Below are 13,415 nucleotides of genomic sequence, written 5' to 3' on the forward strand. Positions count from 1 at the left end.
ATGGGTAGCCATCTATGGTGGCTACCCTAAACCTAGCCCGATATTCGCTACCAATGCTTTAGCGCCCGATTCCATAGATACAAACCTCGCGCAAAAACGTTGTAACCTTTATTCAAAAACCACCTAAGGCCGGCTAGCTTCGACACCCTAGCCTTCCATTGCTCCTTGGGAGAGTTCTCCCAAATCGTAATAAAAGCTTCGTAGCCTACTTTCAGATTTCCATCCGCATCCAATACATGCAGCCGCTCACGGATGAACTCTAAATCTGTATTCAGTTCCTTCGCTTTATCTTCATCAATATGAACATCTTCCCAATCCACTTGGCAGGTGACGGATTTTTTCTTTTGTGCTGAAATTCCTGCGTTACAAACTGGACAGGCGGAATTATAAAAGACCCGAATCTTTTCAGGCATATGCTAAAAATCCATTCTTTTTCTACCGGCGAAAACTACTTAGGGTGGTCAATGTCATCCCGATTCACCAACTCCCAAGGTAAACCACTATTTCGGTAGATCCGCTGATTTTTTTCTGGGTAGTCGGCAACATCATGTTGCAGTCGCTGGCCTACAACTATGCAGCGCAAGGTCACTTCCCCCACATTGCGCATCACATGAGCCGGGCCGCCAGCGGGGTAGCCAATAAAATCCCCTGCAGAAACCTGGTGGTGATCGTCACCAATACGCACCTCGGCCCTACCCTCCAAGATATAAACACATTCGTCTTCAAAATAGTGACAATGGAATTCTGTGGATTCATAACCTGGCTCGATTTCAATCATATGGAAACCAAAGCCGGATATGCCGGTAAGATCACCCAGGGACTTGTTTTTACGCACCGCATTGGCATTGAGGAAATGTACCTTGCGCTCCCCCTCCATCCCAGCAATTTCGGTCCCGGTCAAAATATAGCGACTCACTCTACCCCCAATACATTACTTAATTATTTATAAGACATACCGAATTATGTTCTTCAACCTGAGGCAGCCATATCTTGGGTCATCTCTTTCACCTCGCGCGCGCGGCCTTCCTCACCCAGGCGACGATAGTAATTGACCAGAACCATTCCCAGCTTCGGAATCAAGGGGTGATTCACTCGCTGCTGTTTCAAGTGGCGCAGTAATTCCTCTAGCCACGGCCAGTCCTTTTCCTCCGCTGCACGCCGTGCCATCAATAAGTTTGCCTTTCCGGTGAGCGCCTTTGGACTTTTTGTTGCCGCCAAGTAGCGGCGATAGCCACTTGCCAGGGTATGGCCATCGATCTCCAGATTTCCTGCCTGGGCAAATAAAGCGAGATTGGCCCGGTGGTAACCGTCACTCTCTGGCGCCGCCGAGGTCAGTTCTATATAGCGCTCAATCAGTGTTAACGCCTGTGGATATTGCCGCACCGCTGAGGCTGCCGCTTCAGTGGCTTCCAGGATTTTTCCCTCTTCCAAAAAACGATCAATCCGCGCCAGGGCTACCCTTTGGGGGGACGGGGCCTCCTCTTCCTCCGGCATAGGTTCCACCATCGGGCGCCAGTACAACACCGCCAAAGTCAGGGCAAAACCCGCAAGTAAACCACCAGTATGGGCCCAGTAGGCAATGCTGGCATCTCCATACAAATAACCGAAAATCTCTTTACCCAACCACAGCGGTAACACCAGCAGCGCCGGTGCACTAAATTCGCCAAACATAAAACCAATGGTGTAAAAGAAACGTAGCCGGCGCACACCGTAAACCGCGACGAACATGCCCATAATTGCCGAGACCGCACCGGAGGCACCCACCATCGGTACATGACTGCCGGATTCCACCAGTACATGCAGACCTGCTGCCGCCAATCCTCCCACCAGGTAGAGCCCTATAAACCACAACCCTCCCAGGGCCAACTCAACAGACAAGCCAAACAACAGCAGAAACACCATATTGCCGATAAGGTGATCCCAGCTTCCGTGTAGAAACATATGGCCAAAGGCCCCAGCAATACTCGGGTCTGCCGGTATCAGCCCCAGTGCGTTGCTACTGACCCTATCCCGCAGCTGGGCAAACTCCTGCCTCTGTCGTAACCACTCGGTCTCACCCTCTGCTTCGAGCTTCGGCAACAGCCAGTGGTGGAATTCAGGGTTACCGAGGGATTCCCGGTAAAAAAACTCTTCCCCTTCCACACCCATCTGCGCTCTCCACTCTGGGTGCATTTCATTGACATACACAAGAAAGCGTTGCTCTTCGAGGTCCGGTAAGTCACTCTCAAAATAGTAATCTTCAGCTTCCTGCCAGCGAGCTTCATCCCCCCCTTGATAGAAAACAAACATCAGCAAGTTAAGGGCAATCAACGCAAAACACATTAATGGCGGCCGGCGCCAGTCGGGTTTGTTTTGGATGGGGATGATCAGCACGGGCTTCCCTTATTGTGATTTCATCAGCGCCCTGTGAGAAAACGCAGTAACACCGGTAAATGAACTTGCACCGACACAAAGGCCAGTAGGCTGAAAATACTATGAAATCCCGGAGGTGTCATGCCAGCCGGACCTCACTTACTTCCTGGCGGTACGGCCAATGATCGCCGGAACATCCCAACTGCGCAGATGCAGATCTCTTTGAGGGAAAGGTACCTCAATACCCTTATCGCGAAATTCCCGCAACAACTCCAAGTTGTACAGGGCATAGGAGTCTCCCAGGGAAGTCACCATATTGCTGTTGACCCACACCACCAATTTGAAGTCGAGGGCATTATCCCCGAACCCCATCAGCCACACCTCGGTTTTTCGCTTCCAGTCGGTATGGGTGATATTGACTCGAGCAGCAGCTTCCAGGGCAGCTTCCCGCACCAAATCTGGGTCCGAGGCATAAGACACACCAAAGGGTACATGAATACGGCGCACAGGATCATCCAGTGTGTGGTTAATAACCCGGCCCGCAACAAACTCAGTGTTGGGCACCAAGATATCCACATTGTCCCGCGTGGTAATACGGGTTGAGCGCACGCTGATATCGCGGATGCGGCCAAAAACGCCCGACTCCAGCTCCACCAGATCACCCACTTTGAGAGGGCGCTCAAACAGCAAAATCAAACCGGAGATAAAATTCGAGAAGATCGCCTGAAGCCCAAAGCCAATACCTACCGACAGGGCTCCAGCGACCAGGGCCAACTTGGAGGTATCCAGGCCCAACATGCTGAGCACCACAATCAGGGCCGCGGAAATAAAGATGTAATGCAACACCCGCCCAAGATTGTACATGGAGGATTCACTGGCATGCTCCCTGCGCACAAGCCGGCGCAGGAAGGCCTGGGTGAGTCCAGACAATAGCCAGGCCCCCACCAAGACCACAATCATCTTGGCGATCAACCGCAGGGTTATCGGGTTCTGGGCAACGGTAAATAGCTGATAATCCGCCAACTTACGCCAGCGGTTATAAGCTTGTCTTGCGCCCAGTGCGACTCGTTCGCGCACTGTTGCCCACCAACCCTGGCGCTCCTTGTAAACCTCCAGCTGGGCCTTTTCATAGCGCTGAATATCCTGCTCGAGGTCATTGGCGCGGGCCAGGCCACTGCCAATACGCTCAAAGTAAGACCACCAGCGACTCAGGTCTTCGTTCTCTTCATCTTCGCGCCAGGCCACCACTTGACGCTGGCGCACCGCCAACTCCCGCGACGCACTTTCAATCACAGAGTTGGCGTTTTCCAATAAATCCCGACTGATAATCAGGGGGCGCTCTTCGCCCTCTTCATTCAGGACCTCATTGATGGATTGCAGCAACTCACTTTTGCGTTTTTCCAGCTGCTCCTCTAACAAGTCCACTTCAAGCTGCATCAGGGTGAGGTCTTTCTGCATATTGATGGTGGGGTCAGTGGAGGGTTCTGTAGTGCTTTGAATACTGGTGCGGGTCGCAGAAATACGTTCGATTTTCTTTTCGTTCGCGGCAATATCCTTATCTATTTCCTCTGCATCTTTACTGGAGTAGACGAGGGTATCCAGAAGTCTCCGCAATTTAATTTCTGCGCTGTTAATCTTTTCCCGCCAGGTTCCCAGGAAAGTATTAACGGTACTCAGCTGCTCAATAATATTTAGGTGATTTATTTGAGCTAAAAGTAGGGCCTGCGCCGCCTCATCCTCCTCTCGTCCACTGGAATCGCGCAGTACAATCACTTGTTTACGCAGTAAAGATAGAGACTGGGACTGGGTTGATTTAAGTTGGCGAGCCTCCAGTTCTACGCCTTTCAACCTACGTCGGCCACGGCTGATGGCAGAATCGGCCTTGGCCCAGTTCAATACCGTTGGGTTCTCTGGAAAATCCACATCCGGCATTAAAGGGACTTTCAGGTACTCCTCTCGTTTTTTCCAGGTAATTGCGATCCCTTGTAAACTTTGGCTAATCTTTTCTGCACCTTCCTGTAAGGCCTCATCCTCCGGCAAATCCTTTTCCCAATCCTCCCAGCTCTTTGTGACCAAGCTAAGCCATTCTCGTCGCTCTTCGGGAGAGGCACTGGTCCATCCAGTCCACCAATCGGCAGAGGGGTCAGCAAAATCTGGAACCTCCGGCTTAAACTCCTTGGGTTTACTACCGGGAAGCTGGGCGACACTGGAAACAGAGACACAGGCGACACTAAAGAAAAGGAGAAATGAAAGGGCGAGGTGAAGAAAAGAAAATTCTTTGCCGGCACTACAACGAGGGATAAAAAGGCTGGCACCCGGCATAAAATACTTCTATCCGTGAAAAAATCCGGCACTAATAAAATAGGCGCCTACTGGGCCATATTGTTCAGTGTAGCCCAGGGACTTCCCTGCCCCATGCATTTACCTGAAGCGCCGACTTTGACGCAAACATTTTCTGTATACCTTGCGATATTCACGCATAGCCCGTCTGGTTGTTTTACCAGGCTCATCCGTACGGCGCAGCAAATTTGCCGCCCGGGCTTCACAGTAAATATCCCAATCCTTACGATCGACTCGTTTACCCTCTGAGCGGTGCCGCAAATGGCGGGGCGGATACGCTCGGGGGTATATTTTCTTTTTCGGAGCTAGGGGATTGCGATTAACATGCTGCCAATTGGGAGGGGGCGTGACCACCACATATTGATTGTCCCTGGGGTCTAATAAGAAAAAGGTACCATTACCCGCAAGCATATAATGCTTGTTACCCAAGTTAATGGGGGTTCCAAAAGGTACTCGGGAGACCCGAGCTCCCAGAGGCGGCTCAATCCGGGTATAGGCGTCGGGGCCTTTGCGGTAGAAATAACCATTTTTATAAAAAACTGTCTGGTTATTCACTTCGATAGGCTCAGCTCCGGGAGGCAGGTGGTCCGATCGAACCTGAGACTCCGAAACAGAACAGAACAGTACAAGAAATAGGGTAAGCAGGGATCGCATGGCTAATGTCATCAGCAAATTGCAATCCGCTAAGGGTATGGTGCGAACAAGTCATCCCCAAGGCTATCCCAAGCGGTAACTAGAGCGCCATTAAATTGCTCCAATTACCACTGGTCTAACCAATAGAATTATACAGCTGTACTCGGCAAGGGAGACCTGCTATCCATCCGACTACTGACTGCCACACGACGTTTACGTAACCAGATTAAAACTCCAGTCACACTCAACATCGCAATCACCACCCCCATAATTGAAATCAGTATGCGACCAGGGAGACCGAGGATCCTACCGGAATGCACTGGGAATTGCGCCTGTACAAATAAGTCTGCCGCCGTCCCTTCCCAGGGAATAAAGTCTCCGAGATATTCGCCGCTGTGGCCATCAAAAAATAGAGCCTTGTGACCAACACCTCCGGCGCCATGCCCTGCGCTGGCATCAAAAAATTCAGCCCGATATATCCCCCACTCCCGGGCATACCACAGGGAGTTCAGCGGTTGTTGCCAGCCAATCTGCGCAGCTTGGTTTTCTCCAATCGCGGCTATATCCCGAAAAGACAACGACGGGGTAATTGGATTGCTGTGATCGTTAGGTGTGCGCTCTTCCAAGGGCGACGGAGTCACATCTGATACCAGCGACATCAGGGGAAAAAACACTTCTCGATAGAGATTCAGTGAGAAGGCCGTAAATGCAATTGTCAGCAGCAGCGCCCAGGTCCACAGGCTGAACGCACGATGTAAATCAAATGTGAGCCTGGCACGCCCAGCGCCGGCCTTAATCATCCATGCGGGCTTCCATCGCTGCCACCAAGTCCGAGATGGCTTTCGGGTGGATTTCTTGCGACGAGGTAAAGTCACCGCTAGCCCCACAAAGCAATCGATTGTCCATACCAGTGCAATAACGCCCAGCAGCCAAATCCCCCAGTGATCAGTGCCCCAAAATTCGGGTATATGAAAACTGTAATGCAGCTTGTACAAAAACGACATCAGGGTTTCAGTTGTTATTGGCCAGACACGTCCCCACTCGCGCTTACCAATAATTTCCCCATTGGTCGGATCGACAAATACCTGGTTGTAATCCACCGCAAAGAATTTACCGGTAGCCGGGTCAATTCGAGGCTCTACCCAGAAATACTGGGTATGCCCAGGCTCCTGTACCAATTCAAAATAGGATATTTGGACTTGCGGCAAGGACTCTTCAAGCCGTTCTGCCAACTCGATAGAGGCTAAGGGTTCGCCGCTGGAAGTAGTTTTATATAAGTGGGGATTAAGCCACTCATCCAGTTCGTGATCCCAGGAGATAATAGCGCCGGTTAGCCCGGTGACTATCAGGAAGACCGCAGTAGCAAGCCCCAGGTAACGATGTAAAAGAACCAGGGTTTGACGCATAACATTTACCTAAAACTAAAAAACAGAAAACCCGGCACAAGTACCGGGTTAAACTGCAACGGAGTTAACTAGGCGCCTTAGTAGCGCCAGCTCACACTCAACTGTGCCTGACGCGGAGCGCCGTAATAGCCCTGGGTCCAATAGAGGCTGTTGATATATTTCTCGTTGGTCAGGTTATCAATATTGAGGCCAACCGTTAAAGCATCAGAAATATCGTACTTGGCAAAGGCGCTGAGCAACGCATAGCTATCCTGCTCTACACGAACACCCTCGACAGGCTCAATGTAAATATCATCCTGCCAATTGATACCGCCGCCGAACTTCAAGCCTTGAACTTGAGGTAAATCGTAGGCCACGGCCACCTTCAGGGTGTTGCGTGGAATATAAGTGCGATCTTCCTCACCGTCTTTATTGACTACTTCACTTAAGTGGGTAAAGCCAAAGCTGATATTGAAATTCTCGGTAATTGAACCGATTAGCTCCAGCTCAACGCCCTTTGTAGTGAAATCACCACTCTCGTAAACATTCTTTCCATCAACCTTATCTAGGTATTCACCGAGATTATTCAGGTTGGATTCAAATAGCCCAACACTAGCCGTTGCTTGTCCACCCGCAAGGGAGTACTTAAACCCCACCTCGGAACTGTCTCCCTCTGCGGCGCCCAGTGGTTTAAATTCAGGGTTAACCCAAGACTGCGGGGTAAAGACTTCAGTATAGCTACCGTAGAATGAGAAACTATCGTTCAAATCAAAAGTGGCCCCTACATAGGGAACAGTTTCATCCGCCGAAGTGTCAGCATCAACACCATAATTGTAGCCGGATTGTTCCACTTCCATTTTACGCGCGCCGGCCAATAAAGACAGACTGTCGGTAATATTCAAACGAGTGGCAAAGTACAGGGACTTGTGTTCTTGATCGTCTTCGTGGCCATCTTTATAAGGATCAAAATCAACAAAGTCAGGCCGCGCCGTTGTGCCATTAGCCCAGTCACTGCCAAGAACCGGATAACCGTCGGAGTAGCTGTAGAAAGACTGGCCGGTTAGTTCGATATCCGCATAGTTGGCTCCCACCACCAACTCGTGATCGCGGCCGAACAAATTGTAAGTTCCTGACAGGAACACATCGGCAATCTTTTGCTTTTCATCCAACTTATAGCCAAACGCATAACCATGTAAACCCAGTTCGGTTTCTCTGTCTGGAGTACCGTAGACATACATCTCCTCGACATCCATATCGATTTCATTCTGGGTCAGTAATGCAGTGACGGACCAGTTTGCGGAAAGATCCTGCTTCAGTTCAACAAAAGTCTGGGTTCTGTCTACATTGCGGAAAGCCCAGTCCGGTGCCGTGCTTGTGGAAACATCGTAAGCGGTAGCGCTGCCATTGGTATAGAAAAGTGGCAGGGCACCAGACATACTGCCATCGGCTTCACTGCGATTTTGGCTGTGGCCTAAGGTCAGGGTGGTGGAATCAGTCAAATCCGCTTCCACAATACCGTAGTAGACACTGCCGTCAGTTTCGTAGCGGTCAAGATAAGAGTCGGCCTGATCCTCTGCAACCACCAACCGGCCTCGGACGTTATCGCTGATAGAACCTGAGATATCTCCCTGGGTGCGCAAACGTCCCTCTTCACCGACAACCAGATCTACACCCGCCTTGAACTCTTCTGTCGGACGCTTACGGATAAAGTTAACCGTCGCGGAGGGGTTAGCCAGACCTGTGGTCAGAGCTGCTGCGCCCTTCACCACTTCAACCTGATCAAATATCGCTGTGTCTTGATGCCCATGGGATAAACCAGAGGAAAAGGGAACACCGATACCATCGTATTGGAAGTTCACAATATCAAAGCCGCGAGCAGTGTAATAAGTACGATCCGTCTCTACGTTCTCTACGGTTACCCCAGGGGTATATTTCAGCAGCTCATTAATATCCTGTAGGGCAAAGTCCTGGATTTGAGCCTGGGATATAGTTGTTACCGTTTGCGGAGTATCGTAAACAGATAGGCTTAGGCGAGAGGCGGTACTGGTCTCCTCCTGCTCTCCGTAGACGCTGACTTCTTCCATGGTTTCAGCAGACCAAGCAGAACTTCCCAGCGGGGCGAGCACGGCGGCAGCAATCCAGGCTGACAGCGCTTTTTTCTTCATTAAGCCGTTACTTTTCATCGGCTAAAACCTCATTCCAAATCAGCGAACGGTGCAGGGGCACCATAAACGGAGCGGATGATATTTGAAGAAATACTCGCCAGTCAATGCGAATGATTATTACTTAATCGATGTACCCACAAATAGTTTAGATGGGGAGAGGACATCATTGCTTGGCGGAAAATTAGGAGGGCCAGGGCGATCACAAGCAGCGAGTCACCCTGTATTTGATCAGAAGGCCTTCAGGGAAAATCAGGAATTAGCCACTGCCCGCCTGTAATGGCTCTTTATCTCGCACCACTTCCGACAGCACTTTAACTTCCTGTCCAGGCTGCAAGCGCTCAGCACCACGCACTATCACACGATCGCCCTTAGTGAGATCACCGCTTACCGACACCCATTCACCATCACCACTGCCGATGCGCACAGATAATCGCTCAGCCTTATCCCCCTCGCCCACTCGATATACGAAGGTATCGCCATTTCTTAAAACCAAGGCATCCCTTGGCACAGACATGGTGGCCTGCGCCTGCGCAATGGGCACAGAGACCTGTACCGGCATACCGACAATCCAGTCCCACTGCTCCGGCGCACTCTGTGGCAAAGTTACCATCAGCTTAACTCGCCGGGAGCGATCGCTGGCCACAGGCACAAATTGACGTACCCGTCCGCTAAATAATTGATCATCCACCCGAGCCTCTCCCGGCAGAGAGACAGAATCACTGCGCAGCGCCACTGTGTCACCAATGCGAATCAGCGGCAGGGCCGTCAGGGGAATATCCGCCTCCACTTCCATCTGTGACATATCCAGGGCTCGCAGTAATTCCGAACCTGTGCGCACATATTCTCCCGCCTGTAATTCGCGGCTCACCACTAAAGTATCAAAGGGTGCATCAATGGCTGTTTTAGATAATTCATAGGCCCGTCGGTCGCGCTCAATTTGAGCCGCAATCAGGTCCTGAGCCATTGCCTCGCGCTCAGCCTGCTGCTCTTCCAGTGCAGCTCGGGAGGTACTATTGGTTTCCGCCAACTTACTCAGTCGATTTAACTGAGCATCCATATAGGTCAACCGCGCACGCAATTGTGCAATACGGCTGTCACTATTGCGCAGCTGTAATCGCCAATGAGTACTGTCCAGCTCGGCCAGGCGCTCACCCTTTTTAATAAAGCTGCCGGGCTCAGCGACAAATTCCAACACACCATCCAGTTCAGAAGAAACCAGGATATCTCGTCGGCTCACCACCTCACCTGCAGACCACTGGCTCGGAGCAATTTCCCGAACTTGGGCCCGATCCACCAATACCGCAATAGGATCGCCCTGCGCCCATACGCCATTGGCACCCAGAGATAAAACGATTCCTGCGAGCAATTTCTTCATTGTGAACTCCTCAGGGCAAACCTTTCGCGCATAGCCGTAAATTTGGGTAGTGGCAGGCTGCCGGTTTGCAGTAATGCCGGCAATAAAACCAGGGTAAAGAGCGTGCTCACTGCCATGCCGCCCACAATCACTGCGGCCAGGCCGCGGTAGATAACACTGCCCTCACCGGGAGCAACCAACAGTGGCAACATGCCAAATACACTGGTCAGGGTACTCATAAAAATAGGGCGCAAACGCAGGCGCAAGGCCTGCTCTACAGCGTCCACCCGAGTGCTACCCGCCATCTCTGCCGCTCGTGTCTGGTGTACCAGCAAAATAGCATTATTCACCACCAGGCCTAGCAGTATCACAAAGCCAATCATGGTGAGCAGATCCAGTGGTTGGAAGTCGATCAAGTTTAAAATTTGTAGCGCCAACACGCCGCCCACTGTCGCCAGGGGCACGGTGAGCAATACCAGAGAAGCATCCCGCAAGGAGCGGAACAGTGCGCTCATCAGCAGGAATAAAATTAGCAGCGCTAACAGGAAATTCTTGGAAAGCGAAGCCAGGGCCTTATCCAGGTCACTGGCATTCCCTCCCACCAATATACTCCCATCAGCGGGCAGAGCTTCGCGAATCTTCGGCAATACATCCGCCTCCAGCTGTGCGCGCACCTCTTCAAGGGACACATCTTCCGGCGGTACTATATTCAGTGTAATGGTGCGACGACCATCAACCCGGCGCAAACTGCCCGGCCCCACAGTCCGCTCCACACTGGCCAGCTGACTGAGCGGCACCACTTCCCCACGGGGCGTTACCAACGGCGTATTTTGCAGTTGTTCGGGAGTACTCCAGGGCTGCGCTTTAAAAATAATATCCAGGCGCTTTTCACCGTCAAAATACTCGCCGACATAGAGACCATTGCCCAGCGTTCGAACCAGTCCGCCCATATCCTGGCGATTCCAACCCTGCTCCAGCATTGCGCGATCATTGGGGCGCACTGTCAATTCAGGTTCTGATAAAGATAAGCCTGGGTTGGTCTGCACCGGCGTTCCCGGCATCACCTCTTCAACAACCTCAACCCCAAGGGCAGCCGCACGCATCAATGCTTCGGCATCACGGGATTGCAGATGTAAAGCAATGTTTCGGTCACCACCGAATTGGCCAAACAGATTACCCCGCGCGGCGAATCCCTGGAAATCAGGAATATCCACCAGGATTTCTTCCCGCAGGATTCTCTCCATCTCCTTGGCTTGATCCATATCCTTAACCCGCACTCCCATAGTGCCGCCATTGGGCCAGGTGATCACGTAGTAGTTCTTCAGGGCTGGTTCGCGCTCACCACTCATGTAGGGTGCCATGCGCTTATCCAACTCGTTGACGATTTCTGTTTCTAAAGTTTTGGTATTAGTGGATGCGGGGAAGTTCATCCACACATCAACTGCATCTCTTTTTACCGGCGGTAAATAATCCAGGTTTGGTAAGAATAAATAAGTCGCAACCATGGGCATTAATAAAAGCCCCCCGATCACCTGCCAACGGCGGGTCCTGGTACTCGTCAAAGCCATTACCCGCGCAGTTATTTTTTCCCACACTCGGGAGAGACGGTCTTCAGTAGAGATAGAGGGTAGCCACAGACGCGCAGCCAGGGGAACCACAGCCACCGCAACCAACAGGGAAAACACCACAGCGACAGCAATAGTCAGGGCCAGGTCACCGAAGACCTGCCCTTCGACACTGTTAAGGAAAAATACCGGAAGGAATATCGCAACGGTTGTCGCAGTACTAGCCAACAGTGCACCCCACACCTGGCCCGCACCCTGCTCCGCAGCCTCCTCGGCCCCCCGACCTTTTTCTCTCAGGCGCACAATATTCTCCAACACTACGATCGCAGCATCGAGCACCATACCGGTGGCAAAGGCCAGTCCCGCCAGAGAAATTACATTCACACTGCGGCCTGCGGCCGACAGCACCACAAAGGTCGAAAGTAATGAAATTGGAATCGCTGCGGCAACGATCAAGGTCGCACGCATGCGTCGCATAAACCACCAGAGCACTCCGACAGCTAATACGATACCCAAAATCATATTACCGCCGAGCAAGTTTAAAGCCCGATAAACAAATACCGATGCATCAAATGATTGCACCAGCACAAGCTGCTCAGCTTTTAATTTAGTTTCATTCAGCTCAGCGACTTTTTGCTTAACCCGCTCCAAAGTAGCCAGCATATTGGCATTGTTGGTACGGTTAATACGGAGAGAAACTGCCGGATTGCCATTTTGCGTGGTGACACCGCGGGATTCAGAAGGCCCCACCTTGACCTCGGCAATATCGCCCAGGCGCACCGGCTGTCCATTGCGCCATTCCAACACCAGTTCGGATAAGTCTTTGGGTTCATACTCGCCGACAAAGCGCAGGGTATAACGACGCCGCCCCACGTCGGTAAATCCACCGGAGACATCCCTGGCCGACGCCAGCTGCCGACTCACTGTAGGCAGCTCTACTCCCAGTTCAGCTGCTTTCCAGGGATCAAAAATAATCTGTAACTCTTCCTGTGCCGCACTCCCAGACTGGGCCTGGACACTGGCAACCCCGGGCACCGACTCCAACTCCGGGCGCAGTACATCTTCGATCAGGCCAGCGTAGTCATCCAGGTTATTCTGGTTATCAGGTAGTTTTTGCAGAAAGAAATAGGTCAGTGCTGTGGCATCGCCACCCCAGCCACCCAGCATTACTCGCGGTGGCTCCGCATCCCGGGGCAATGGCGGCAGGCTGCTCATACGACTGATAACATCAATCAGCACCTTGTTCATATCGGTGCCCATGGCAAATTCCAGATTTGCCCAGGCGCCACCGCGACCGGCGTTGACTTGCATCATTTCCAGACCGGTGAGGCCCTGTAATACGGATTCGATCGGCTCGACAATTTCCGCCTCCACCTCTTTCGGTGCGGCCGCTCTCCAGCCCGCCTGGATAGCGATACGAGGATTGTCGATATCGGGGAAAAGTTGAACCGGCAGCTGGCTGGCGAGGAAAGCTCCAAGCAGAACAGCCATAACCACTGCGACCCCCGCAGCAGCGGGATTTTTTAAAGCGGCGCGTGTTAATGCCATTACTTCAGCCCCAGTTTTTTATTGGGATTGAAGGCTAGCGGAATATGAATTCCTTACAAGGCAGTTGCGACTA

General features: G+C 51.8%; 9 protein-coding genes. All 9 read right to left on the reverse strand.

Going from position 1 to position 13,415, the window contains the following annotated elements; all coding sequences use genetic code 11:
* Positions 1 to 47 precede the first annotated feature (47 nt).
* The 9 genes from ACJJIS_RS19815 to ACJJIS_RS19855 all read right to left on the reverse strand — a co-directional run bounded on the left by ACJJIS_RS19815 (position 48) and on the right by ACJJIS_RS19855 (position 13,342).
* A complete protein-coding gene (locus ACJJIS_RS19815; RefSeq protein ID WP_475708886.1) occupies positions 48 to 413 on the reverse strand; it encodes a thiol-disulfide oxidoreductase DCC family protein in 366 nt (121 codons plus the stop codon).
* 35 nt (positions 414 to 448) lie between these two features.
* Entirely contained in the window at positions 449 to 916 is a 468-nt protein-coding gene (locus ACJJIS_RS19820) for a cupin domain-containing protein (RefSeq protein ID WP_413664211.1), read from the reverse strand.
* Between the two features lie 53 nt (positions 917 to 969).
* The gene (locus ACJJIS_RS19825; RefSeq protein WP_444914887.1) at positions 970 to 2,373 is read right to left on the reverse strand and encodes a rhomboid family intramembrane serine protease; all 1,404 of its coding nucleotides are present in this window, start codon (positions 2,371 to 2,373) and stop codon (positions 970 to 972) included.
* A 138-nt stretch (positions 2,374 to 2,511) separates the two neighbouring features.
* Positions 2,512 to 4,674 carry a mechanosensitive ion channel family protein gene (locus ACJJIS_RS19830; protein ID WP_444914888.1) on the reverse strand — a complete coding sequence of 721 codons (2,163 nt, stop codon included), beginning with the start codon at positions 4,672 to 4,674 and terminating at the stop codon, positions 2,512 to 2,514.
* 99 nt (positions 4,675 to 4,773) lie between these two features.
* A complete protein-coding gene (locus ACJJIS_RS19835; RefSeq protein ID WP_475708887.1) occupies positions 4,774 to 5,358 on the reverse strand; it encodes a DUF6515 family protein in 585 nt (194 codons plus the stop codon).
* Positions 5,359 to 5,474: 116 nt separating this feature from the next.
* A complete protein-coding gene (locus tag ACJJIS_RS19840; protein ID WP_475708888.1) occupies positions 5,475 to 6,731 on the reverse strand; it encodes a PepSY-associated TM helix domain-containing protein in 1,257 nt (418 codons plus the stop codon).
* 77 nt (positions 6,732 to 6,808) lie between these two features.
* On the reverse strand, positions 6,809 to 8,893 hold the full coding sequence (locus tag ACJJIS_RS19845) for a TonB-dependent siderophore receptor (RefSeq protein ID WP_475708889.1): 2,085 nt from the start codon (positions 8,891 to 8,893) through the stop codon (positions 6,809 to 6,811).
* 238 nt (positions 8,894 to 9,131) lie between these two features.
* Positions 9,132 to 10,250: an efflux RND transporter periplasmic adaptor subunit gene (locus tag ACJJIS_RS19850; RefSeq protein ID WP_282934509.1), complete on the reverse strand. Its 1,119-nt coding sequence runs from the start codon at positions 10,248 to 10,250 to the stop codon at positions 9,132 to 9,134.
* A complete protein-coding gene (locus ACJJIS_RS19855) occupies positions 10,247 to 13,342 on the reverse strand; it encodes an efflux RND transporter permease subunit (protein ID WP_444912011.1) in 3,096 nt (1,031 codons plus the stop codon). Before ACJJIS_RS19855 ends, ACJJIS_RS19850 begins: the two co-directional genes overlap by 4 nt.
* Positions 13,343 to 13,415: the final 73 nt, after the last annotated feature.

The sequence above is a fragment of the Microbulbifer maximicatervae (SeqCode) genome (assembly GCF_056231245.1).

Coding starts and splice junctions, on each gene's coding strand:
- ACJJIS_RS19815 (WP_475708886.1), bottom strand. CDS start 413: ATGCCTGAAAAGATTCGGGTCTTTTATAATTCCGCCTGTCCAGTTTGT.
- ACJJIS_RS19830 (WP_444914888.1), bottom strand. CDS start 4,674: ATGCCGGGTGCCAGCCTTTTTATCCCTCGTTGTAGTGCCGGCAAAGAA.
- ACJJIS_RS19835 (WP_475708887.1), bottom strand. CDS start 5,358: ATGACATTAGCCATGCGATCCCTGCTTACCCTATTTCTTGTACTGTTC.
- ACJJIS_RS19840 (WP_475708888.1), bottom strand. CDS start 6,731: ATGCGTCAAACCCTGGTTCTTTTACATCGTTACCTGGGGCTTGCTACT.
- ACJJIS_RS19845 (WP_475708889.1), bottom strand. CDS start 8,893: ATGAAAAGTAACGGCTTAATGAAGAAAAAAGCGCTGTCAGCCTGGATT.
- ACJJIS_RS19850 (WP_282934509.1), bottom strand. CDS start 10,250: ATGAAGAAATTGCTCGCAGGAATCGTTTTATCTCTGGGTGCCAATGGC.
- ACJJIS_RS19855 (WP_444912011.1), bottom strand. CDS start 13,342: ATGGCATTAACACGCGCCGCTTTAAAAAATCCCGCTGCTGCGGGGGTC.